Source organism: Streptomyces sp. NPDC085460 (assembly GCF_044541975.1).
Classification (GTDB): Bacteria; Actinomycetota; Actinomycetes; order Streptomycetales; family Streptomycetaceae; genus Streptomyces.
On sequence record NZ_JBITTO010000006.1, the window covers coordinates 343,602 to 367,072 of the forward strand.

The 23,471-nt window shown below is 72.5% G+C and carries 21 protein-coding genes; 15 read left to right on the top strand and 6 right to left on the bottom strand.

Annotation, left to right across the window (positions count from 1 at the left end; genetic code table 11):
* Positions 1-52: 52 nt before the first annotated feature.
* Positions 53-1,774, top strand: a complete 1,722-nt coding sequence (locus tag ACIGHB_RS17900) for a protein kinase (RefSeq protein ID WP_399914101.1) — start codon at positions 53-55, stop codon at positions 1,772-1,774.
* A 41-nt stretch (positions 1,775-1,815) separates the two neighbouring features.
* Here ACIGHB_RS17900 and ACIGHB_RS17905 read toward each other — a convergent pair whose 3' ends face one another.
* Positions 1,816-3,102 (bottom strand): PucR family transcriptional regulator, encoded by a 1,287-nt coding sequence (locus tag ACIGHB_RS17905; protein ID WP_399914105.1) that lies wholly within the window; start codon positions 3,100-3,102, stop codon positions 1,816-1,818.
* A gap of 195 nt (positions 3,103-3,297) precedes the next feature.
* Between ACIGHB_RS17905 and ACIGHB_RS17910 the strand changes: the two genes are divergently transcribed.
* The 6 genes from ACIGHB_RS17910 (at position 3,298) to ACIGHB_RS17935 (ending at position 9,452) form a co-directional block, all read left to right on the top strand.
* The gene (locus ACIGHB_RS17910) at positions 3,298-4,224 is read left to right on the top strand and encodes a proline dehydrogenase family protein (protein ID WP_360317350.1); all 927 of its coding nucleotides are present in this window, start codon (positions 3,298-3,300) and stop codon (positions 4,222-4,224) included.
* A gap of 35 nt (positions 4,225-4,259) precedes the next feature.
* On the top strand, positions 4,260-5,891 hold the full coding sequence (pruA, locus tag ACIGHB_RS17915; protein WP_360317348.1) for an L-glutamate gamma-semialdehyde dehydrogenase: 1,632 nt from the start codon (positions 4,260-4,262) through the stop codon (positions 5,889-5,891).
* Between the two features lie 99 nt (positions 5,892-5,990).
* The gene (locus ACIGHB_RS17920) at positions 5,991-6,593 is read left to right on the top strand and encodes a GNAT family N-acetyltransferase (protein ID WP_399914110.1); all 603 of its coding nucleotides are present in this window, start codon (positions 5,991-5,993) and stop codon (positions 6,591-6,593) included.
* A 268-nt stretch (positions 6,594-6,861) separates the two neighbouring features.
* Positions 6,862-6,993, top strand: coding sequence for a hypothetical protein (locus ACIGHB_RS17925; RefSeq protein ID WP_268254967.1), 132 nt, complete (start codon positions 6,862-6,864; stop codon positions 6,991-6,993).
* A 79-nt stretch (positions 6,994-7,072) separates the two neighbouring features.
* Entirely contained in the window at positions 7,073-8,113 is a 1,041-nt protein-coding gene (locus tag ACIGHB_RS17930; protein ID WP_360317344.1) for a 3-isopropylmalate dehydrogenase, read from the top strand.
* 247 nt (positions 8,114-8,360) lie between these two features.
* Entirely contained in the window at positions 8,361-9,452 is a 1,092-nt protein-coding gene (locus tag ACIGHB_RS17935) for a branched-chain amino acid aminotransferase (protein ID WP_360317342.1), read from the top strand.
* 2 nt (positions 9,453-9,454) lie between these two features.
* On the opposite strand, the gene ACIGHB_RS17940 is transcribed toward ACIGHB_RS17935, so the two are convergent.
* Positions 9,455-10,930, bottom strand: a complete 1,476-nt coding sequence (locus ACIGHB_RS17940; protein ID WP_399914116.1) for a cytosine permease — start codon at positions 10,928-10,930, stop codon at positions 9,455-9,457.
* 154 nt (positions 10,931-11,084) lie between these two features.
* Between ACIGHB_RS17940 and ACIGHB_RS17945 the strand changes: the two genes are divergently transcribed.
* From ACIGHB_RS17945 to ACIGHB_RS17965, 5 genes are all read left to right on the top strand, one after another.
* Complete coding sequence (locus ACIGHB_RS17945; protein ID WP_399914119.1) at positions 11,085-12,104, top strand: agmatine/peptidylarginine deiminase; 1,020 nt, start codon at positions 11,085-11,087, stop codon at positions 12,102-12,104.
* A gap of 99 nt (positions 12,105-12,203) precedes the next feature.
* Positions 12,204-12,758, top strand: coding sequence for a TetR/AcrR family transcriptional regulator (locus ACIGHB_RS17950; protein ID WP_388872124.1), 555 nt, complete (start codon positions 12,204-12,206; stop codon positions 12,756-12,758).
* A gap of 66 nt (positions 12,759-12,824) precedes the next feature.
* Positions 12,825-14,177 carry an MFS transporter gene (locus ACIGHB_RS17955; RefSeq protein ID WP_399914122.1) on the top strand — a complete coding sequence of 451 codons (1,353 nt, stop codon included), beginning with the start codon at positions 12,825-12,827 and terminating at the stop codon, positions 14,175-14,177.
* A gap of 284 nt (positions 14,178-14,461) precedes the next feature.
* Positions 14,462-16,093, top strand: coding sequence for a citramalate synthase (gene cimA / locus ACIGHB_RS17960; RefSeq protein WP_360317332.1), 1,632 nt, complete (start codon positions 14,462-14,464; stop codon positions 16,091-16,093).
* A 52-nt stretch (positions 16,094-16,145) separates the two neighbouring features.
* The gene (locus tag ACIGHB_RS17965) at positions 16,146-17,504 is read left to right on the top strand and encodes a hypothetical protein (RefSeq protein ID WP_399914125.1); all 1,359 of its coding nucleotides are present in this window, start codon (positions 16,146-16,148) and stop codon (positions 17,502-17,504) included.
* Positions 17,505-17,534: 30 nt separating this feature from the next.
* On the opposite strand, the gene dnaN is transcribed toward ACIGHB_RS17965, so the two are convergent.
* Positions 17,535-18,644 (bottom strand): DNA polymerase III subunit beta, encoded by a 1,110-nt coding sequence (gene dnaN / locus ACIGHB_RS17970; protein WP_399914128.1) that lies wholly within the window; start codon positions 18,642-18,644, stop codon positions 17,535-17,537.
* A 171-nt stretch (positions 18,645-18,815) separates the two neighbouring features.
* Positions 18,816-19,427 carry a YceI family protein gene (locus ACIGHB_RS17975; protein WP_360317323.1) on the bottom strand — a complete coding sequence of 204 codons (612 nt, stop codon included), beginning with the start codon at positions 19,425-19,427 and terminating at the stop codon, positions 18,816-18,818.
* A 247-nt stretch (positions 19,428-19,674) separates the two neighbouring features.
* Here ACIGHB_RS17975 and ACIGHB_RS17980 point away from each other — a divergent pair, with 247 nt between their 5' ends.
* From ACIGHB_RS17980 to ACIGHB_RS17990, 3 genes are all read left to right on the top strand, one after another.
* Positions 19,675-20,184, top strand: a complete 510-nt coding sequence (locus ACIGHB_RS17980) for a hypothetical protein (RefSeq protein WP_360317320.1) — start codon at positions 19,675-19,677, stop codon at positions 20,182-20,184.
* Positions 20,185-20,391: 207 nt separating this feature from the next.
* Positions 20,392-21,975 carry an acyl-CoA carboxylase subunit beta gene (locus ACIGHB_RS17985; RefSeq protein WP_360317318.1) on the top strand — a complete coding sequence of 528 codons (1,584 nt, stop codon included), beginning with the start codon at positions 20,392-20,394 and terminating at the stop codon, positions 21,973-21,975.
* 26 nt (positions 21,976-22,001) lie between these two features.
* Complete coding sequence (locus ACIGHB_RS17990; protein ID WP_360317315.1) at positions 22,002-22,205, top strand: acyl-CoA carboxylase subunit epsilon; 204 nt, start codon at positions 22,002-22,004, stop codon at positions 22,203-22,205.
* 89 nt (positions 22,206-22,294) lie between these two features.
* Here ACIGHB_RS17990 and ACIGHB_RS17995 read toward each other — a convergent pair whose 3' ends face one another.
* On the bottom strand, positions 22,295-22,876 hold the full coding sequence (locus tag ACIGHB_RS17995; RefSeq protein WP_226651380.1) for an ATP/GTP-binding protein: 582 nt from the start codon (positions 22,874-22,876) through the stop codon (positions 22,295-22,297).
* The gene (locus ACIGHB_RS18000) at positions 22,857-23,393 is read right to left on the bottom strand and encodes a DUF742 domain-containing protein (RefSeq protein ID WP_360317312.1); all 537 of its coding nucleotides are present in this window, start codon (positions 23,391-23,393) and stop codon (positions 22,857-22,859) included. Before ACIGHB_RS18000 ends, ACIGHB_RS17995 begins: the two co-directional genes overlap by 20 nt.
* Positions 23,394-23,471: the final 78 nt, after the last annotated feature.

A 23,471-nucleotide genomic window follows, 5' to 3' on the forward strand; every position in this document is an offset into this window, starting at 1 on the left:
CTGTGCCCGCGATCCCGCCCCGGCCGGCGCGGTGCGCTCGTACACTCCGGGAATGGCGGAGACACGGGTGGGGGACTGGCTCGTCGACGACACCGCGCCGCTCGGCAGCGGGCACTTCGCGCGGGTGCTGCCGGCCCGCCGGGTGCGGCCGGACATGGACGGACACGTCGAGCACCGGGCGGTGAAGATCTACCACGCCCGGGGCGACGCGGAGCAGCGCCGCCGGGCCCTGGACGAGATCCGGGTCCAGGAACGGCTGATGGGCTGCCCGCACGCGGTGGCGTACGTGGACGCCTTCATCGCCCCGGAAGGGCCGTACGCCGGCTGCCTGGTGCAGGTGATGGAGCTGGGCGACCGCTCGCTCGGCCACCACCTGGACGCCGTGGGCCCGCTGCCGCCGTACGACGCGGCCGCCGCGCTCGCGGGGGTGGCGGAGGCGCTGGAGCACGTGCACGGCCGGGGACTGGTGCACGCGGACCTGAAGCCCGGCAACATCGTGCGCTGCCGCGGCCTGTGGAAGATCGCGGACTTCAACGTGGCCACGGCCCTGCGGGAGACCGTCGCCCGGGACCTGGGCGGCACCCCGTCCTACATGTCGCCGCAGCGGCTGGCGGCGGTCGAGGGAGGGCGCCGCGAGGTGCGGCCGGCCGACGACGCCTGGGCCCTGGGCGTCGTCCTCGCCCAGTGCCTGCTCGGAGGTCTGCCCTCGCACGTCACCGAGCCGCGCGCCGAGGAGGCGGCCCGGCTGGCCCGGGAGCTCCTGGACGCGCTCGGCGCCCGCGGCACGGATCCGCGCGCGGCCGGCCTGGTGCGGCAGCTGCTCGCGGCCGAGCCCGCGGATCGGCCCACCGCGCGGGCGGCCGCGCGCCGGCTGCGGGACCTGGCCGGGACGGTGCCGCTCCCGCCCACCCGCCCGCTGCCGCACGCGGCGTTCGCCGTGGCCTCCTACGGCGACCCGCACCTGGAGGTCTTCGCGGCGGACTCCCGCGGACTGTGCCACGGCTGGAACGTCTCCGGTTGGAGCAAGTGGCACCCCATGGACGCGCCCGCGCCCGCCGCCGCCCTGGCGGCCGGCGCCCCGGAGGCGTACCGGCAGCACCTGTGGCTCCTCGACCGCGACGGGCGGCTGTGGCAGCGGGCCCTGTCCGTGGACCCGGAGACCTTCGTGCCGGTCGACGACTGGTCGGCGTGGGAGTCCGTCCCGACACCCGGCGGTGCCCCGCTGGCGGACATCGCGGCGGCCGGGGCGCCGTGGGCCGCGCACCGGCTGTACGCGGTCGATGGGGACGGCGTCGGCTGGCAGCGCGAGCGGCGGGAGGACGACGGGTGGGCGCCCTGGGCGCCGGTGCCGGGCACCCACGGGGAGCTGGTGGCCCTGCGGCCGGGCGTCGCCTGCGGCGGTCTCGCCGCCGTCGACCGGTCCGGCACCGTGTGGCGCGGCCACGGGGGCGCCACGGGCCGGTGGCGGCGGGAGCCGGACGAGGACGGCCCGGTGCGCGCCGTCGTGCCGCTGCCGGACGAGGCTCTGGTCGTCCTCGCCGGCGACCGCTGCGTCCTGCGGCCCGGCGGCCTGTACACCGGCCCCTTCCCCGAGCCGCCGCCGGCCGCCTACACGCGCCTCGCCGGCACCTCGCGCTGGAACGGGCACATCGAACTCGTCCTCGGCGACGACGAGGGCCGGCTCGCGCACACCTGGGCCATGCGGGACTCCGCCGGGTGCTGGCGGTGGGACGCCCGGTGGTGGGAGCTGCGGGACGCCGGGCCGACCGGCTGAACCGGCCGGACCCTCAGAGCCGGTGTATCAGAGCCGGTACCTCAGAGCCGGGCCGTCTTCAGGGCCATGTGGAGGAGGAGGCGGTCCTCGCCGGTGTCCAGGTCGAGGCCGGTGAGCTGTTCGACGCGGGAGAGGCGGTAGTAGAGGGTCTGCCGGTGGATGCCTAGGGCCGCCGCCGCGCGGCCCGCCTGGCCCGCGTGGTCGAGGAACACCTCGGCCGTGCGGGCCAGTTCCGTGTGGGCGGGTCCGAGCAGGGCCCGTACCGCGGGATCGGGCTCGGCCGGGGGGAGGGCGGTGAGCAGCCGGTACGGGCCGAGCCCGGACCAGTGGGCGAGCGGGCCGAGCCGGGGCTGGGCGTGCGCGGCCCGGGCGGCGGCGGTCGCCTCGTGCCAGCACCGGTCGAGGTCGCCCAGACCCCGGCGGGGGGCGGCGACGCCGGCGACGGCGGCCGGTCCCGCGGGTCCGCGCAGCCGTTCGGCGGCGGTGGTGGCGGGGGAGAGGTTGTCGGCGGACCGGAGCCGCACCAGCACGGCGAGCGCGCGCAGCGGGCCGGCGCCGGGGGCGGCGGACGCGCCGCCGGGACCGGTCGCCGTCGCGTGCCCGGGGCCGGGGCCGGCGGACGCGGGGCGGGTGCCACGGGCCGGGCCGCCGGAGGCCGGGTCGGCTCCCGGGGCCGCGGCCGCGTACGGGCCGGCCGGGCCGCGCCAGGGGAGGGCGCAGAGGGCGGCGGCGCCGGGGACCGTACGGGGGGAGGGGGAGTCCTCGCCGCTCCAGGGGGCGACGCAGACCAGGGCGTGCAGGCCCTCCGCGTCCGGGCCGAGGGCCGTACGGAGGGCGGCGACGGCCATGTCGTACTGCCAGCCGCGCTCCGCCGTGAGGGCGGCCCGCAGCTCGCGGGAGAGGTCGGCGCCGGCCCGCTCCTCGTCGGCGAGCAGCTCGCCGATCCGGGCGGCGACCTCCATCGCGGCCGTGAGCTGCTGGTGCGAGGGGCCGGGCTCGGCGTCCAGCAGCCAGACGTAGCCGAGGACGACACCCCGATGGTGTACGGGGAGGCAGATCCGGTCGCGGTAGACGCCCGCGTCCGGAGCGGCCGGGATGCGGACGGGGCCGGTCGCGCGGGTGATGCCGAAGCCCTCGAACCAGGCGCGGACCGCCGGGGTGGACCTCCGGGTCAGGATCGAGCGGGTGCGGACCGGGTCCATGGCGCTGTCGTCGTCGCTGTCGTGGGCTCCGAAGGCGATCAGCCCGAAGTCGCGGTTCTCCAGGGTCGCCGGGGCGCCGAGCAGCGCCGAGATCTCGTCCACCAGCTCCTGGTAATCGCCCTTCACGGGCCCCATTCTCGCACTCGCCGACCGGCCTTTCAGACAGATGTCTGAGGGCGTGTTCACGGATGCGTGACACCTGTAGATGGCGCAGGATCGGAGCGATCCCTAGGTTTCACGGTGGTTCTCCGTGCTGTTCCCGGTTCGTACCCCTGTGACCGGTAACGGCCCCGTTCTACCCTTGCTCTTTGGAGGTGCCCCGTGCTGGGTCCCGTGATCCTCGCCGCGTCGCGCAGCGACAAGATGCGCCGTCTCGTGTCGGCCGCGCCCGGGACCAAGCAGGTCGTCGCGCGCTTCATCGCCGGCGAGACCGTCGGCGACGTCGTGCCGATCGTCCAGGAGCTGACCGACCGCGGCCTGGAGATCACCCTCGACGTCGTCGGCGAGGACATCACCACCGTCGAGCAGTCGTACGCCGCCCGGGACGCCTACCTGGAGCTGATCGGCCGCCTCAAGGAGCTGGGCCTCGGCGAGCGCGCCGAGATGTCCGTCAAGCTGTCGATGTTCGGCCAGTCCCTGGAGAACGGGCACGAGCTGGCGCTCGCCAACGTGCGCCCGGTCGTCGCGGCCGCCGCCGAGATCGGCACCACGGTCACCCTGGACGCCGAGGACCACACCACCCTCGACTCGATGTTCGCCATCCACGACGAGCTGCGGAAGGACTTCCCGCAGACCGGCTGCGTCATCCAGGCGTACCTCTTCCGCACCGAGGAGGACGCCCGCCGCCTCGCCGCCAACGGCTCCCGGGTGCGCATCGTGAAGGGCGCCTACAAGGAGCCCGCCGAGGTCGCCATCCAGGAGAAGCCCGAGATCGACAAGGCGTACGTCCGGATCATGAAGATCCTGATGGACGGCGAGGGCTACCCGATGATCGGCTCGCACGACCCGCGCCTGATCTCGATCGCCCAGGAGCTGGCCCGCCGGGCCGGGCGCAAGCTGGACGAGTACGAGTTCCAGATGCTGTACGGCATCCGCTCCGAGGAGCAGACCCGCCTCGCCGCCGAGGGCCACCGCATGCGCGTCTACACGGCCTACGGCACCGACTGGTACGGCTACTTCATGCGCCGCCTCGCGGAGAAGCCGGCCAACCTCCTCTTCTTCGTCCGCTCCATCCTCACCAAGGGCTGAGCCCACTACCTCTCTTTGAAGGAGTTCAGAGACTCATGGACGCTGTGACCCAGGTCCCCACTCCCGTCAACGAGCCGGTGCACGGCTACGCCCCCGGTTCGCCCGAGCGCGCCCGTCTGGAGGCCGCTCTCAAGGAGCTGGCCGACAACCCGCGCGAGCTGCCGATGACCATCGGCGGCGTGAAGCGGATGGGCGGCGGCGACGAGTTCAAGGTCGTCCAGCCGCACAACCACAAGTCCGTCATCGGCACCTTCCGCGGCGCCACCGAGGCCGACGCCCAGGACGCGATCGACGCGGCCCTGGCCGCCGCCCCGGCCTGGCGCGCGATGTCCTTCGACGACCGCGCCGCGATCATTCTGCGCGCCGCCGAGCTGCTCGCCGGCCCGTGGCGCGAGACGCTGGCCGCCTCCACCATGCTCGGCCAGTCGAAGACCGCCCAGCAGGCCGAGATCGACACCCCGTGCGAGCTCGTCGACTTCTGGCGCTTCAACGTCGCGTACGCCCGCCAGATCCTGGCCGAGCAGCCGCCGGCCAACTCCCCGGGTGTGTGGAACCGTCTGGACCACCGCCCGCTGGAGGGCTTCGTCTACGCGATCACGCCGTTCAACTTCACGGCCATCGCGGGCAACCTGCCCACCGCCCCCGCCCTCATGGGCAACGTGGTGGTCTGGAAGCCGTCCCCGACCCAGACCCACTCCGCCGTGCTGCTCATGGAGCTCCTGGAGGAGGCCGGCCTGCCGAAGGGCGTCATCAACCTGGTGACCGGCGACGGCATCGCCGTCTCCGAGGTGGCCCTGAACCACCGCGACCTGGCCGGCATCCACTTCACCGGCTCGACCAAGACCTTCCAGCACCTGTGGAAGACGGTCGGCAACAACATCGAGAAGTACCGCTCGTACCCGCGGATCGTCGGCGAGACCGGCGGCAAGGACTTCGTCGTCGCCCACCCCAGCGCCGACCGCGCGATCCTGAAGACCGCGCTGACCCGCGGCTCCTTCGAGTTCCAGGGCCAGAAGTGCTCCGCGTCCTCGCGTGCGTACGTCCCGGCCTCCATCTGGAACGACGGCTTCAAGGAGGAGTTCGCGGCCGAGGTCGACGGCATCAAGATGGGTGACGTCACCGACCTGTCGAACTTCATCGGCGCCGTCATCGACGACCGCTCGTTCGCGAAGAACAAGGCGGCGATCGACCGCGCGGCCTCCGACCCGAGCTGCACGATCATCGCCGGCGGCACCTACGACGACGCGGAGGGCTACTTCGTCCGCCCGACCGTCATCGAGTGCACCGACCCGGAGAACGAGGTCTTCAAGGCCGAGTACTTCGGTCCGATCCTCGCGATCCACGTGTACGAGGACGAGAAGTACGACGAGATGCTGACCCAGATGGAGTCGGTCTCGGACTACGCCCTCACCGGCGCCGTCATCTCCAACGACCGCGCCGCCGCCGCGCACACGATGGAGAAGCTCCGCTTCGCCGCGGGCAACTTCTACATCAACGACAAGTCGACCGGCGCCGTCGTCGGCCAGCAGCCCTTCGGCGGCGGCCGTGCCTCGGGCACCAACGACAAGGCCGGCGCCCCGCAGAACCTGATGCGCTGGACGCTGACCCGCGCCATCAAGGAGACGCTGGTCCCGCCGACCGAGTACGGCTACCCGCACATGGGCTGACGCCCGCCCGCCGCGTGAGCGGCCCCTGATCACCGCCCCCCTCCCCGGTCCCCCCAGACCGGGGTCGGGGGCGGTATTCATGTGCGGGCCCGGGACGGTATGGATGTGCGGGCACGGGACGGTATTCGTGTGCGGCCCCCGGGGGCCCGGTGGCAGGGTGGGCGGATGACCGTGAGGACCGCGCCCACCCATTCCCTCGGCGCCGAGCGGCTGACGGCCGTCCGCGCCCTGCTCGACTCCGCCTTCGACGGCGACTTCTCCGCGGCGGACTGGGACCACACCCTCGGCGGCGTCCACGCCTGGATCGAGGACGGGACGGGGCTCGTCGCGCACGGGGCCGTCGTCCAGCGCCGGGTGCTGCACCGCGGACGCTCGTACCGGACCGGATACGTCGAGGGGGTCGCCGTCCGGGCCGACGCGCGCCGGCGCGGCCTCGGCGGCGCCGTGATGGACGCCCTGGAGCGGGTGATCGACGCGACCCACGCCTTCGGCGCGCTCTCCGCCTCCGACGAGGGCGCCGCCCTCTACCGGGGGCGCGGCTGGCAGGTCTGGGGCGGGCCGATCGCGGTGCTGGGCCCCGAGGGGATCGTCCGGCTCCCGGAGGAGGAGGGCGGCGTCTTCGTCCGCGCGGCGGGCGCTCTCGCCCTCCCGGACCAGGGGGCGCCGCTGGTCTTCGACTGGCGGGACGGCGACGTCGTGTGACGGATCGGGCGGCCGGGGGAGAGCCGCCGTCTCAGATAGTAGGAAGTCCGAGTAATTGTGGAGACAGATGCGGGTCCCTGCCCTAGCTTTGTAGAAGCCGAACGTCTCGCTTCATCAGCGAATGGCGGCCGAGAGCGCGACGCCCCGTGCAGGCAACCCCTGCGGCGGCGCTCCCCGCCCCTTTCCGGCGCCTTCGATCACTGATCTCCCGATCGCAGCTGATCTCCGCACATCCGGATCACCACTGATCTCAAGGAGTCGATCCCCCATGGCCGCTCAGACCGCCCCCCGCGTCCGCCACTCCGCCACCCGTCCGAGCGACGAGGCCCGGCAGAACGCCGCCGCCGCCCTCCAGCGCGCCCTCGACCGCCGCGACAACGGCGGCTCGACCGGTCACTGAACCACCCCCGGCGCCTGTCCGTTCGTCCACATGGTGGACGTTGCGTGTCAGACGATGGGACGAAGAGTAGGGTGCCGCCATGTCTCACAGCATCGATCTCGCAGTCATCCCCGGCGACGGCATCGGCCAGGAGGTCGTGGCCCAGGGCCTCAAGGTCCTCTCGGCGGTGCTTCCCCAGGACGTGAAGCTGGAGACCGAGGAGTACGACTTCGGCGCCAAGCGCTACCACGCCACCGGTGAGACCCTCACCGACGCCGACCTGGACTCCCTCAAGAAGCACGACGCCATCCTGCTCGGCGCGATCGGCGACCCCTCCGTGCCCTCCGGCGTCCTGGAGCGCGGCTTCCTCCTGAAGCTGCGCTTCGCCTTCGACCACCACGTGAACCTCCGCCCCTCGAAGCTGCTCCCCGGCGTCGCGACCCCGCTGGCCGGCCAGCCCGCGATCGACTTCGTCGTGGTCCGCGAGGGCACCGAGGGCCCGTACACCGGCAACGGCGGCACCATCCGCAAGGGCACCGAGCACGAGGTCGCCACCGAGGTGTCCGTGAACACCGCCTTCGGTGTCGAGCGCGTGGTCCGGGACGCCTTCGCCCGCGCCCAGGCCCGCCCGCGCAAGAAGCTGACGCTGGTCCACAAGAACAACGTGCTGACCTTCGCCGGCCACCTCTGGACCGACATCTTCCACCGTGTCGCCCAGGAGTTCCCCGAGGTCACCACCGACTACCTGCACGTCGACGCCGCGACGATCTTCCTCGTCACCGACCCGGCCCGCTTCGACGTCATCGTCACCGACAACCTCTTCGGCGACATCATCACCGACCTCGCCGCGGCCGTCTCCGGCGGCATCGGCGTCGCCGCCTCGGGCAACATCAACCCGAGTCGCGACTTCCCGTCCATGTTCGAGCCGGTCCACGGCTCCGCGCCGGACATCGCCGGCCAGGGCAAGGCCGACCCCACGGCCACCGTCCTCTCCGTCGCCCTGCTGCTGCGCCACCTCGGCTACGAGACCGAGGCCGCCCGCGTCGAGGCCGCCGTCGAGGCAGACCTGACCGAGCGGGGCGACGCCGTCCGCACGACGGACGAGATCGGCGACGCGCTCGCCGCGCGAGTAGCGAGCTGACCCGCGCGCCACACTGACTCCACAGAGCAGCCGCCGGGTCTCCCAGACACCCGGCGGCTGCTTCGTCGTATGCGGCCACCGGGCGCGAGAACCCCTACTCTCCCTCTCACCGGATCGCGCTCACCCGCGCCGCGTCCACCCGTTTCGTCCTCCGGTCCCCCCGGGCGATAATCGAACGTGGGGCCGCGGCATGCGGGCACGCCGTGGGCGCGGTCCGACCCACACAACCGGTGAAGGACACGCACTCATGACGAAGCCCACGATCGAGCTCAAGCCCTCCTCCAGCCCGCTGTCCACCGCGGAGCGAGAGGCGATCCTGGCCAACCCGGGATTCGGCCGCCACTTCACCGACCACATGGTCACCATCCGCTGGACCGAGGGCCGCGGCTGGCACGACGGCCAGCTCGTGCCGTACGGCCCGCTCTCCCTCGACCCGGCGACCAGCGTCCTCCACTACGCGCAGGAGATCTTCGAGGGCCTGAAGGCGTACCGCCGCCCCGACGGCTCGGTCGCCTCCTTCCGCCCGGACGCCAACGCCCGCCGCTTCCAGTACTCCGCCCGCCGGCTCGGCATGCCGGAGCTTCCGGTCGAGACCTTCGTCGAGGCGTGTGACGCCCTGGTCCGCCAGGACCAGGCGTGGGTCCCGCCGCACGGCGGCGAGGAGTCGCTCTACCTGCGCCCGTTCATGATCGCCACCGAGGTCGGCCTCGGCGTCCGCCCGGCCAACGAGTACCTCTTCGTCGTCATCGCCTCCCCGGCCGGCGCCTACTTCCCCGACGGCGTCAAGCCGGTCGCCATCTGGGCCTCCGAGGACCGCGTCCGCGCCGTCCCCGGCGGCGTCGGCGACGCCAAGACCGGCGGCAACTACGCCGCCTCCCTGCTCGCCCAGGCCGAGGCCGCCGAGAAGGGCTGCATCCAGGTCGCCTACCTCGACGCCGTCGAGCACAAGTGGGTCGAGGAACTGGGCGGCATGAACCTGTACTTCGTCTACGGGGACAGGATCGTCACCCCGACCCTCACCGGCTCGCTGCTCGCCGGCATCACCCGCGACTCGCTGCTCCAGGTCGCCAAGGACCTCGGCTACGAGTCCGAGGAGGCCCGCGTCTCCATCGACCAGTGGCAGGAGGACGCCGCGAACGGCACCCTCACCGAGGTCTTCGCCTGCGGCACCGCCGCCGTCATCACCCCCGTCGGCACGGTGAAGTCCGCCCGCGGCGAGTGGCACCACTCGGGCGGCGAGCCCGGTGAGGTCACCATGAAGCTGCGCGAGGCACTGCTCGCGATCCAGACCGGCAAGGCCGAGGACACCCACGGCTGGGTGCACCAGCTGGGCAAGTGACCTCAGGGCCGGTCGGCCAGGGCGCCCGGGACGGACTCCGTCCCGGGCGCCGCCCGTTCCGGGGCGGGGGTGAGGGCCGCGTACAGCAGTCCGCCGGTGAGCCCGGACAGCACGAAGCTGCAGTCGATCCCGCCGGTCAGGGCCAGCAGCGGGCCCTCGTACAGCGGGGTGGAGACGGCGGCGAGGCCGACGGCGGCGCCGAGCGCCCAGGACGCGGTGGCGCGCGGGTGCCAGCCGGCCGAGAACCAGTAGATCCCGCCGCGTGAGCGCCGGTTGTAGACCTGGAGCGCCTCGGGGTCGTACTCGCCCCGGCAGCGGACGTGCCCGATCAGGGTGATGACCGCCCACGGGGTGCCGAGCGCGGTCAGGAGCAGCACGAACGAGGTCATCGCCGACCGGGCGTCCGTGGCGAAGTGCCCGAGGAGCACGAAGCCGGTGGCGACCGCCGCGACGACGAGGGTGGCGCGCGCCCGGGTGGCCCGGGGCAGGATGGCGTCCAGGTCGAGGCCCATCGAGTAGAGCATCAGGCCGGCGTTGCCGACGGAGCCCGCGGCGGCGGCGAGCAGCAGGGGGACCAGGTACCAGGCGGGGGAGGCGGCGACCAGCGGCCCCGCGTAGTCGTGGCCCGCCCGGGCGGCGAGCGCCGTGAACGTGCCGAAGAGCTGCGGTACCAGCAGGCCCACGAGCAGCCCGAGACAGGTGGCCCGCCAGACGCTCCGCGCGCTGTGGCGGGCGGGGGAGACGTACCGGGTGTAGTCGCCCAGCAGGGTGATGAAGGCGACCGGGCCGCTGAGACCGGCGGCGACGGCCGAGAGCAGCCAGGTCGGCCAGAAGGAGCCGAGCAGGTACGGGGTGTCCGGCGCCGGCGCGGCGGTGAAGTCGCCGGCGTACGCGGCGAGCCCGATGGCCAGGAGGACGGTCATGCCGACGGCGAGCGCCTTGCTGAGCCGCAGCAGCAGCCGGTAGCCGTACACGGCGCCCACCACCGTGCAGGCCGCGAGCAGCGTGTACACGGCCACGTGCGTCCCGTCGCCGGTGGAGAGGCCGGTCAGCCGGGCGAGGGTGCCCACCATCACGTCGCCGCCGATCCACAGCGTCAGGGCGGTGTAGCCCAGCGAGAGCAGCAGCCCCACCACCGAGCCGACGAGCCGGCCGCGGACGCCGAAGAAGGCGCCGGAGGAGGTGGAGAGGTTGGTGGCGGTACGCAGCGAGACCAGCGCCAGCGGGGCGGTGACGGCGACGCCGGCGATGGTGCCGGCCACCACGGAGGTCACCGAGCCCCACAGGCCGAGGCCGAAGGAGACGGGCAGCCAGCCGAAGACGATCACCCCCAGGCAGAGGTTGGAGCCGAGCAGGATCGCGACGAGGTCGCGGGGGCCGCTGGTGCGTTCGGCCTCGGGGACGGTGTCGACGCCGCGCTGCTCGATGCCGCGCTGCTCGGTGCCGTGCCGACCGGTTCCGGATTGTTCGACCGCCATGGGACCTCCGGGGGAGCGGAAGGGGAACTTTTGAGTGGCGCTCAATGTGACCTGTGCCTGCACCTGACGTCAATGCTTGGAGGGAAACCTCTCAGCATTTAGAGTGTCGCTCAAAGAGTCGACCGCATCGTTCCACTTCCCCGAGGACCCCGCCATGACCGCGTACCGCATGCCCGCCGAGTGGACCCCGCACGAGCGGACCTGGATGGCCTGGCCCAGCCCCAACCCCACCTTCACCGACGAGGCCGAGCTCGCCGCCGCCCGCGAGGCGTGGGCCTCCGTCGCCCGGACCGTACGCCGCTTCGAGCCGGTGACGATGGTCGTCGCGCCCGGCGACGCGGAGGGGGCCCGCGCGCTCCTCGGCGAGGGCGTCGAGCTGGTCGAGCGGGACCTCGACGACGCCTGGATGCGCGACATCGGCCCCACCTTCGTCACCGACGGCACCTCCCTGGCCGCCGTGGACTGGGTCTTCAACGGCTGGGGCGCCCAGGACTGGGCCCGCTGGGAGCACGACTCCAAGATCGCCCGCCATGTCGCGGACGCCGCCGGGGTACCCGTGCTGAGCAGCCCCCTGGTGAACGAGGGCGGCGGCATCCACGTCGACGGCGAGGGCACCGTCCTGCTCACCGACACCGTCCAGCTCGGCTCCGGCCGCAACCCCGAGTGGAGCCGCGAGGAGGTCGAGCGGGAGATCCACGCCAGGCTCGGCACCACCAAGGCGATCTGGCTTCCGCACGGCCTCGCCGGCGACTACGGCATGTACGGCACCCAGGGCCACATCGACATCGTCGCCGCCTTCGCCCGCCCCGGCACCGTCCTCGTCCACAGCCAACAGGACCCGAACCACCCCGACTACGGCCGCTCCCGGCTGTACGCCGACATCCTGCGCGCCCAGACCGACGCCCAGGGCCGCCCGCTGGAGGTCATCGAGGTCCCGGCCCCCACCGTCCTCAAGGACGAGGAGGGCGACTGGGTCGACTACTCCTACATCAACCACTACCTCTGCAACGGCGCCGTCGTCCTCTGCGCCTTCGACGACCCGCACGACGAGCTCGCCGCCGAGATCTTCCGCCGCCTCTTCCCGGACCGCGAGGTCGTCCTGGTCGACGCCCGCACGATCTTCGCGGCCGGCGGCGGCATCCACTGCATCACCCAGCAGCAGCCCGCGGTGTAGAACGTACGAGTGAGTCAGAGCAGCAGCCCCGTCCCGGCCCCCGCCCGCCGCCGGCGCAACCAGCCCGCCCCGCCTCGCGAGGACGTCTTCGCCGCGGCGATGGACACCGTCGCCGAGCGGGGGCTCGACGGGCTCACGATGGCCGGGCTCGGGCGCCAGGTCGGGATGAGCAGCGGCCACCTGCTGTACTACTTCCGCACCAAGGACGAGCTGCTGCTCCAGACGCTGGAGTGGAGCGAGGGCCGGCTCGGCGCGGAGCGCGGGGCGCTGCTCTCCGGGCCCGGCACCTCCCGCGAGCGGCTCGACGGGTACGTCGACGTGTACGTGCCCGCCGGGCCGCGCGACCCGCACTGGACGCTCTGGCTGGAGGTCTGGAACCGGTCCCAGAACGCCGACGCGGACGCCCGCGCCCGGCAGGCCGCCATCGAGCGTGCCTGGCACCGGGACCTCGTCGCGATCCTCGCCGAGGGCGTCTCGCGCGGCGAGTTCCGGCCCGTCGACCCCGATCGCTTCGCCACCCGGATGCGCGCACTCCTGGACGGCTACAGCGTGCACGTCGCGGTCGGCCTGCCCGGCACCGGGCGGGGCGAAGTCCTCGTGCAGGTGCGGGAGTTCATCGACGAAACCCTGATCCCGCGAACTCAAGGCACGTAAGTACTCCCGATCGTTGCCCCGTGCACCCTTGTTGGACGGGGGCCGACTCCGGCACGGTTCCGGGCCATGGGACGAGATCACTGGAAGAAGATCTGGATCGGGTCGGCCGGGAACATGGTCGAGTGGTTCGACTGGTTCGTGTACGCGAGCTTCGCCGTCTACTTCGCCGGCGCCTTCTTCCCCGAGGGCAACGACACCGCCAAGCTCATGAACACCGCGGGCATCTTCGCCGTCGGCTTCTTCATGCGCCCCGTCGGCGGCTGGCTGCTCGGCCGGGTCGGCGACCGCAAGGGCCGCAAGGCCGCGCTGACCCTCACGGTCACCCTCATGTCCGCCTCGGCCCTGCTCATCGCCGTCGCCCCCACCTACGCCGTCGCCGGCTACGGCGGCGCCGCCGTCCTCCTCGTCGCCCGCCTCCTCCAGGGCCTCTCCGTCGGCGGCGAGTACGCGGCCAGCGCCACCTACCTCACGGAGGCGTCCGCCCCCGGCCGGCGCGGCCTCGCCTCCAGCTTCCAGTACGTCTCCATGACCGCCGGACAGATCCTCGGCCTCGGCCTGCTGCTGGTCCTCCAGCACACGATGTCCAGCGAGGCCCTGCACAGCTGGGGCTGGCGCGTGCCCTTCGTCATCGGCGCCCTCGGCGCCGCCGTCGTCTTCTACCTGCGACGGAACATGCTGGAGACCGAGGTGTACGAGCGGACCGCCGACGCCGGAGTCGCCCACGGCGAGCAGGGCACCCTCAAGGCCCTGTGGGCGCACCGCCGCGAGGCGTTCCTCGTCGTCGCCCTCACCATGGGCGGCACGGTGGCCTACTACACGTACACCACCTACCTCACCAAGTACCTCTCCAACAGCGCCGGGCTGCCCAAGCAGACCGCCACGCTCGTCTCCTTCTGCGCCCTCATCGTCTTCGCCTGCCTCCAGCCGCTCGCCGGCGCGCTCTCCGACCGGATCGGCCGCCGCCCCCTCCTCATCACCTTCGCCGTCGGCTCCACCCTCCTCACGGTGCCGATCCTGACCATGCTGGGGCGCGCCGACTCCTTCTGGCCCGCCCTCGGCCTCTCGCTCCTCGCGCTGCTCGTCGTCACCGGGTACACCTCGATCAACGCCTGTGTGAAGGCCGAGCTGTTCCCCACCGGCATCCGCGCCCTCGGCGTCGCCCTGCCGTACGCGATCGCCAACGCGCTCTTCGGCGGCACCGCCGAGTACGTGGCCCTCTGGTTCAAGAACGCCGGCGTCGAATCGGGCTTCGCCTGGTACGTGGCGGGGTGCGCGGCCGTCTCGCTGATCGTCTACCTGACCATGCGGGAGACCCGCGACATCGACCTGGCCCGGGTGGGCACCCCCGAGGAGACGGCCGCCGCGCCCGGCTCCGTACCGCCGGCCAGGAGGACCGCCGGCGCGGATTCCGCATCGTGAGATCCGCGTCCTGAACCGCGCGGGCCTGTGGCAGACTGCGGGCGTGCTTGCTACCACGATGATTATCGGCAGCAGCGCGCCGGTCCGCAGTGACCGCTGAACCCCGGGACCCCACCCCCGCGGCGGCGGCCACCGTGCCCCAGACCCGCGCGCAGACCTCTCGCACCCGCGAGGGGTTTTTTCGTTTTCCGGCCCCACCCACGCCGGAGACGGACGGCGCGTGAGAATGGGGGCAAGTGGATCCATCCCTTCCGGAGCCACATCCGACAGGAGCCAACACAGTCATGACCACCGAGAACGGCGAGAGCCCCCGCCCGGGCGCTGGCCCGGCCGACGACAGCTTCCACGTCTTCGACACGACGCTCCGCGACGGAGCCCAGCGTGAGGGCATCAACCTCACGGTCGCGGACAAGCTGACCATCGCCCGGCACCTCGACGAGTTCGGCGTCGGCTTCATCGAGGGCGGCTGGCCCGGCGCCAACCCGCGCGACACCGAGTTCTTCGCCCGCGCCCGCCAGGAGATCCACTTCAGGAACGCGCGGCTCGTCGCCTTCGGCGCCACCCGCAGGGCCGGCGGCAGCGCGGCCGACGACCCGCAGGTCAAGGCGCTGCTCGACTCCGGCGCCCCGGTGATCACCCTGGTGGCCAAGTCCCACGACCGGCACGTCGAACTGGCCCTGCGCACCACCCTCGACGAGAACCTGGAGATGGTCCGCGACACCGTCTCCCACCTGGTCGCCCAGGGACGCCGGGTCTTCGTCGACATGGAGCACTTCTTCGACGGCTACAAGGCCAACCCCGCCTACGCCAAGTCCGTCGTCCGGGCCGCGCACGAGGCCGGCGCCGACGTCGTCATCCTCTGCGACACCAACGGCGGCATGCTGCCCGCCCAGATCCAGGCCGTCGTCGCCACCGTGCTCGCCGACACCGGCGCCCGGCTCGGCATCCACGCCCAGGACGACACCGGCTGCGCCGTCGCCAACACCCTCGCCGCCGTCGACGCCGGCGCCACCCACGTCCAGTGCACCGCCAACGGCTACGGCGAAAGGGTCGGCAACGCCAACCTCTTCCCGGTCGTCGCCGCCCTGGAGCTCAAGTACGGCAAGAAGGTGCTGCCCGACGGCGCCCTCGCCGAGATGACCCGGATCTCGCACGCCATCGCCGAGGTCGTCAACCTCACCCCGTCCACCCACCAGCCGTACGTGGGCGTCTCCGCCTTCGCCCACAAGGCCGGCCTGCACGCCTCCGCCATCAAGGTCGACCCGGACCTCTACCAGCACATCGACCCCGAGCTGGTCGGCAACACCATGCGGATGCTCGTCTCCGACATGGCCGGCCGCGCCTCCATCGAGCTCAAGGGCAAGGAGCTCGGCATCGACCTCGGCGGCGACCGCGCCCTGGTCGCCCGGGTGGTCGAGCGGGTCAAGGAGCGCGAGCTCCAGGGCTACACGTACGAGGCGGCCGACGCCTCCTTCGAGCTGCTGCTCCGCGCCGAGGCCGAGGGCCGGGCCCGCCGCTACTTCCGCATCGAGTCCTGGCGGGCGATCACCGAGAACCGGCCCGACGGCACCCACGCCAACGAGGCCACCGTCAAGCTGTGGGCCAAGGGCGAGCGGATGCTCGCGACCGCCGAGGGCAACGGCCCGGTCAACGCCCTCGACAAGGCCCTGCGGGTGGCCCTGGAGCGGATCTACCCGCAGCTCGCCAAGTTCGAGCTGGTCGACTACAAGGTCCGCATCCTCGAAGGCCGGCACGGCACCGAGTCCACCACCCGCGTCCTCGTCACCACCGGCGACGGCAACACCGAGTGGTCCACCGTCGGCGTCGGCGAGAACGTGATCGCCGCCTCCTGGCAGGCCCTGGAGGACGCCTTCACCTACGGTCTGCTGCGGGCCGGGGTGGACCCCGCGGAGTAAAGGAACTCCATCCGGTATGTCTACTTCTGGTCCATTCGGGTAATTTCGAACCATGAGGACCAGGGCGATTTTGGTGTGGTCGGCCCTCGCCGGGCTGATCCTCCTGCTGCTCCTGGCCCTGGCCCCCGCGTCGGCGGGTGCCAGGGCCACCGGCGTGCCGGAGGCGGGCGCGGCCCTGAGACAGGGCCCGGTCTACGTCGACCCGGGCGCCGCCGACCAGCTCTCGACGGCCGACGCGGCCGCCCTCGCGGAGAAGATCGAGGACGCCGACAAGCCCCTCTTCGTGGCGGTGCTGCCGGAGGGCGCCGAGTACCCGCCGCAGGGGCTCATCGACAACCTGCGCGAACAGACCGGGATCGCCGGCGTGTACGCGGTCCGGCTCGGCGACGACTTCGCCGCGAAGGCTGACAGCCAGGTGCTGTCGGAGGGCGCGGTGACGAACATGGTCGCCACCGTCACCCGGCCCGGCACCGACGCCGCCACCGAACTGAACGCCTTCGCCGACCAGGCCCTCCCCGCGATGCGCGGGAGCGCCCCGGACGCCTGGGCCGGCGGGTCCGACTCCGGCGTGCCGGTCGCCGGCCTCGTCACCCTCGGCGCGGTCGCCGCCGCCGGCGGCGCGGGCGCCTACGCGGTGGTGCGCGGCCGGCGGAAGCGGAAGGAGGCGGAGGAGCGGGCGGCGCTGGAGAAGCTGCGGGTCGTGGTCGACGAGGACATCACCGCCTTCGGCGAGGAGCTGGAACGGCTCGACTTCCACCCGGCGGAGCGCGGCGCCGACGAGGCGATGCGCGCCGACTACGAGAGCGCCCTGGACTCCTACGACCGGGCGAAGTCGCTGATGGGCTCGGCGACCCGGCCGCACGACGTACGCGGGGTGACCCAGGCCCTGGACGACGGCCGTCACGCGCTCGCGGTGCTGGACGCCCGCCGCGCCTCCCGTCCGCTGCCGGAGCGCAGGCCCCCGTGCTTCTTCGACCCGCGCCACGGCCCGTCCACCGAGGACCGCACCTGGACCCCGGCCGGCGGGAGCTCCCGCGAGGTCCCGGTCTGCGCCGCCGACGCGGCCCGCCTGGACGACGGCCGGGACCCGCAGGGCCGCACCGTCGAGACCGACTCCGGCCGCCGCCCCTACTGGGAGGCGGGCCCGGCGTACGGCCCGTGGGCCGGCGGTTACTTCGGCAACGGCCTCCTCCCCGGCCTCCTCGTGGGGACCCTCCTCGGCTCGGCGCTCGCCACCCCGGCCTACGCCTCCGAGTACGGCGGCCCCGACTTCCAGGACGGCCAGGGCGGTGACTTCGGCGGCACGGACTTCGGCGGCGGTGACCACGGGGGCGGTGACTTCGGCGGCGGAGGTGACTTCGGCGGAGGCGGCGGCTTCGGCGGCGGTGACTTCGGCGGCGGAGGATTCTGACCGGTACCGAGATCGCCCCCGGCTCCGGGTTCAGACCAGCGGCTTCACCGACATCAGCAGGTGGCGGTGGCGGCCGTCGTCCCCGTCGGTCAGCAGGGCGCGCTGGCCGGGGCCGAGCAGGTGGAGCCGTACCTCCTCGGCGGTGAACCGGTCCAGGGCGTCCAGCAGGTAGCCCGGGTTGAAGGCGACCGTCATCGCGGCGGAGCCGGTGAGCGTCGCGGGCAGCCGCTGGGAGGCGACGTCGTCCTCGTACCCGGCCTGGAGCCGGAGCGTCGTCCCGTCGAAGGCGAGCTGGACCGGGCTGTCGCCCTCGGCGACGACCGCGACCCGCTTCACGGCCTCGACGAGCGCCGCCCGGCCGGTGGCCGCGACGGAGTGCTCGCCGAGGGCGAAGAGCTTGTCGTGGCGGGGGAGCCGGCCGTCGAGCAGCCGGGTGGTGGTGCGCAGGCCGGCCCGCTCGAAGCCGAGGGAGTGCGCGTCGAGACCGAGCCGGGCCCGTCCGCCGGCGGCGAGGGAGCGGGCGGTCTCGGCGAGGCGGCGGGCGGGGACGACCACGTCGGCGGGGTGCTCGGGGGTCGCGCCGGAGTAGGGGTGCCACTCCAGGGAGCGGACCGCGTACCGGTAGCGGTCCGTGGCGGCCAGGGTCATCACCGGGCCGTCGAGGGCGAGCCGTATGCCGGTGAGGACCGGCAGCGCGTCGTCCCGCCCGGCCGCCGCGACGACCTGGCCGACCGCCTCCGCGAACGCGGCCCCGTCGACCTCGCCGAGGACCGGCGGCAGCGCCGGGGCCGCCGGGTAGGCGTCCAGCGGCAGCAGCGAGAGGCCGAAGCGGACGTCGCCGGAGGTGACCGAGAGCCGGGCGCCCTCCACCGCGAGCCCGGCCCGGCCGCGCGGCAGCACCTTGCAGATGTCGAGGAGCCGCCGGCCGAGCACCAGGGCGCGACCGGGTGCGACGGTCTCCGCCTCGACCTCGACGCGGGTGGCGGCCTCGTGGTCGAGGCCGGAGACGCCGAGCCGGCCGTCCTCCCCGGCCTCCAGGAGCAATCCGCCGAGGACGGGCACGGGGGAGCGGGCGGGCAGGACGCGCGCGGCCCCCGCGACGGCTTCGGTCAGCACGGCACTGTCGATGTGGATCTCCATGCCGCCGACGCTAGCGGCGGCCTCTGACAACGGCGCCGCCCCGCGGAGCCGGTCTCGGCGGCTGCGATCTCCAGCAGCGCCGGCGACCCGGTCCGAGGACGCCGAGCGCCCGCCGTCCGCCGTGGGGCGGAGGGCGGGCGCGCTCGTGTCCGGACCCGGGAGGGGGAAGGGTCAGGCGGCGTTCTTGATCGCGGAGATGTCGAAGTTCAGCTTCACCTTGTCGCTGACCATGACGCCGCCGGTCTCCAGGGCCGCGTTCCAGGTGAGGCCCCACTCGGAGCGGAGGATCTCGGCGGAGCCCTCGAAGCCGACGCGCTCGTTGCCGTAGGGGTCGGTGGCCGTGCCGTTGAACTCCAGGTCGATGGAGAGCGGCTTGGTGACGTCCTTGATGGTCAGGTCGCCGGTGATCCGGTACTTGTCGCCGCCCAGCTGCGCCGCCTCGGTGGAGCGGAAGCTCATCAGCGGGAACTGCTCGGCGTCGAAGAAGTCGCCGCTGCGCAGGTGGTTGTCGCGGTCGCCGATGCCGGTGTCGACGGAGGCGATCTTGACGTCGATGGACGCGGTGGAGGCGGCCGGGTCGCTGCCGTTCAGCCGCAGCGTGCCCTCGTGCTCGCCGAAGGAGCCGCGGACGTTGGTGACCATGGCGTGGCGGACGGTGAAGCCGATGCTGCTGTGCGCGGCGTCGATGGTGTAGTCGCCGGTCAGGGCGGCCAGGGCCGGGTCCACGGGGAGGGTGGCGGTGGTGGTGGCGGACTCGGTGTTCTTGCGGCCGAAGAGACCCATGACGTGCTCCTTGTCGGGATGGTGTCGAAGCGGGGAGGGGTTGTTTAAGCTTCAACGAGAACGACCGTAGACCGATTCGGTTCAACTTTCAACATCTGGCGCGGACATTCATCCGGACGGCCGCACGGCGTGGCCGACGCCCTCTGGCGGACGCGCGTAGAACTGCGGCACCATCTCCCTGCGCGACGAGCACCACCTGCACAGCCGTCCCCACCCGACGCACGGTCACCAGCAGGAGGCAACCCCCGTGAAGCTCCGCTCCGTCCTCACCGCAGTCGCCCTCGTCCTCGGCGCTCTCTTCGCCCCCGGATTCGGCGCCCTCACCTCCGGCGGCGAGGCCCACGCCGTCACCAAGATCAGTCACGCCACCGCGACCTCGATGTTCCGCTCCTCCGGCATCACCTGGTCGTCCTCCGGCGGCTGCTCGACCCGCTCCAACCCCACCTGCACCTCCTTCGAGCAGCTCAACCTCGCCACCGCCCAGGGCGCCCAGACCCTCAGGAGCGCCAGCGGCTGCGCCCTCAACATCACCGGCGGCACCGAGACCGGCCACGCGAGCGGCACCTACTCGCACTGGAACGGCTACAAGCTCGACTTCGGCAAGTACACGTGCCTCGGGAACTACATCAAGAACACGTTCACCTACATCGGCGTGCGCGGTGACGGCGCCCCGCAGTGGCGCTCGGGCGCCGGCAACGTCTACGCCGACGAGGGCAACCACTGGGACGTGACCTTCCACAACTGCGGCGGCTGCTGAACCGCGGACCACCACCCGGCGCGGACCGCCGTCACCTCGGGGGTCCGCGCTCGGCTGTTTGTGGGACCCCTACAGCCAAACGGGTCCTCCGGCTGTCGACTCGCTCCGACGGACCCCTGGTTCTGTCCGTCCCCGCCAGGAATCGACACGCGAGACTGTACGGAGTCGACGGCGGGGTTTCCTTGGTCGAGTTCGTAGGGTCGGTACATGACCCTTGTCGACGAGATCCCGAGCGAGCCCACCGACGCACGCGGCCGTGTCGCCGAACTGCACGTCCTGCGCGAGCAGGCGCTGGCAGGCCCCAGCGAGCGAGCGACCGAGGCGCAGCACGCCAAGGGCAAGCTGACCGCGCGCGAGCGCATCGAGTTGCTCCTCGACCCGGGTTCCTTCAGCGAGGTCGAGCAGCTCCGCCGGCACCGCGCCCAGGGCTTCGGCCTGGAGGCCAAGAAGCCCTACACCGACGGCGTCATCACCGGCTGGGGCACCGTCGAGGGCCGTACCGTCTTCGTCTACGCCCACGACTTCCGGATCTTCGGCGGCGCGCTCGGCGAGGCCCACGCCACCAAGATCCACAAGATCATGGACATGGCCATCGCGGCCGGCGCCCCGCTGGTCTCCCTCAACGACGGCGCCGGCGCCCGCATCCAGGAGGGCGTCTCCGCCCTCGCCGGCTACGGCGGCATCTTCCAGCGCAACACCAAGGCGTCCGGCGTCATCCCGCAGATCAGCGTGATGCTCGGCCCGTGCGCCGGCGGCGCTGCCTACAGCCCCGCCCTCACCGACTTCGTCTTCATGGTCCGCGAGACCTCGCAGATGTTCATCACCGGACCGGACGTCGTCAAGGCGGTCACCGGCGAGGAGATCACCCAGAACGGCCTCGGCGGCGCCGACGTGCACGCCGAGACCTCCGGCGTCGCGCACTTCGCGTACGACGACGAGGAGACCTGCATCGCCGAGGTCCGCTACCTCCTGTCGATGCTCCCGCAGAACAACCGCGAGAACCCGCCGACCGTCCCCTCCGAGGACCCGGCCGACCGCCGCTCCGACGTCCTGCTCGACCTGGTGCCCGCCGACGGCAACCGCCCGTACGACATGCACAAGGTCATCGAGGAGCTCGTCGACGAGGGCGACTACCTGGAGATCCACGAGCGCTGGGCGCGCAACATCATCTGCGCCCTGGCCCGCCTGGACGGCCAGGTCGTCGGCATCGTCGCCAACCAGCCGCAGTCCCTCGCCGGCGTCCTCGACATCGAGGCGTCCGAGAAGGCCGCCCGCTTCGTGCAGATGTGCGACGCCTTCAACATCCCGATCATCACCCTTCTGGACGTGCCCGGCTTCCTGCCCGGCGTCGACCAGGAGCACGGTGGAATCATCCGCCACGGCGCGAAGCTGCTGTACGCGTACTGCAACGCGACCGTGCCCCGGATCTCGCTGATCCTGCGCAAGGCGTACGGCGGCGCTTACATCGTCATGGACTCCCAGTCCATCGGCGCCGACCTGACGTACGCCTGGCCCACCAACGAAATCGCGGTCATGGGCGCCGAGGGCGCCGCCAACGTGATCTTCCGCAAGCAGATCGCGGAGGCCGAGGACCCCGACGCCATGCGGACGCGCATGGTCAAGGAGTACAAGGCCGAGCTGATGCACCCGTACTACGCGGCCGAGCGCGGTCTCGTCGATGACGTCATCGACCCCGCCGACACCCGCCAGGTGCTCATCCGGTCCCTCGCCATGCTCCGCACCAAGCACGCCGACCTGCCGTCCCGCAAGCACGGCAACCCGCCGCAGTAAGACTGCAGCCAGAGGAGTCCACCGAAGTGACCACGCCTGCCACAGCCAACCTTCTCCGCGTCGAGAAGGGCCACGCCGACCCCGAGGAGCTGGCCGCCATCACGGCGGTCCTGCTCGCCCGCGCCGCCTCCCAGCCCGAGCCCGCCGTCGCCGGCCACGGCCGCACCACCGCCGGCTGGCGCCGTCTGGAGCGCGAGAACGGCTTCCGCGCCCCGCACAGCTGGCGCTGACGCCCCGGACGTACGCAAAGGGCCCCCGCTCCTTCGAGGAGCGGGGGCCCTTTCGCGTGGGGTAACCACCGACGAACCCGGCGGGACGGTTACCGCAGGCGGGCCATGAGGGCGTGCTCGACGAGGGTGATGAGCGCGCTCTTGGCGTCCGCGCGGTGACGGGCGTCGGTGGTGATGATGGGGGTGTCCGGGCCGATCTGCAGGGCCTCGCGGACCTCCTCCGGGTTGTACGGCTGGTTGCCGTCGAAGCCGTTGAGGGCGATGACGAACGGCAGGCCGCTGTTCTCGAAGTAGTCGACCGCGGGGAAGCAGTCGGCGAGGCGGCGGGTGTCGACGAGGACGACGGCGCCGATGGCGCCGCGGACCAGGTCGTCCCACATGAACCAGAAGCGGTCCTGGCCGGGGGTGCCGAACAGGTACAGGATCAGGTCCTGGTCCAGCGTGATACGGCCGAAGTCCATGGCGACAGTCGTCGTCGTCTTGTCGCCGGTGTGCGTGAGGTCGTCGATGCCCGCGGACGCGGACGTCATGACGGCCTCGGTGCGCAGCGGATTGATCTCCGAGACGGCACCCACGAACGTGGTCTTGCCCACGCCGAAGCCGCCCGCCACCACGATCTTCGCGCTGGTGGTTGAACGGGCCGCGCCGCCGCTAGAGCTTGCGAAGTCCACTGAGCACCCTTTCGAGCAGTGTCACGTCTGGCTGACCGCCGGCGGCCTCGTCGCCGCCGGGCTGGTGAATGGCGACAAGTCCGGCCTCGGCCAGGTCGGCCACGAGGATTCGGGCGACGCCGAGGGGGATGGAGAGAAGGGCCGAGATCTCCGCGACCGACTTGATCTCGAAGCACAGCCGGCAGATCCGCTGGTGCTCGGGCAACTGCCCCTGCAGCCGCGACGGATCGGCCGTGGTGCTGACCAGCGCCTCGATGGCGAGCTGGTAGCGCGGCCGGGTCCGGCCGCCGGTCATGGCGTACGGACGCACCAGCGGGTTGTGTCCGCCGCCGGCGCTCGCACTGCCCGCGGCCCGCTGGGGCGCGGGCTGCGCCTGCGGCTGCTGCCCGTAGTGCTGGGGGACGCCCTGTCTGCTGGGTGCGGAAGGGAAGTTGTACCGGTTCTGCGCGGTGTCGCCCATCGGCACCTGATGCGCATCGAAACCGTTGTAGGGGTTCGCCCCCGGGGGTGTTCCCACGTCTCCTCCTCCGACTGCTTCGCGGTCCATGTCCCTTGGAGCCGCGTCACCGCACCCTAACGGTGCGGTGACGTGAAA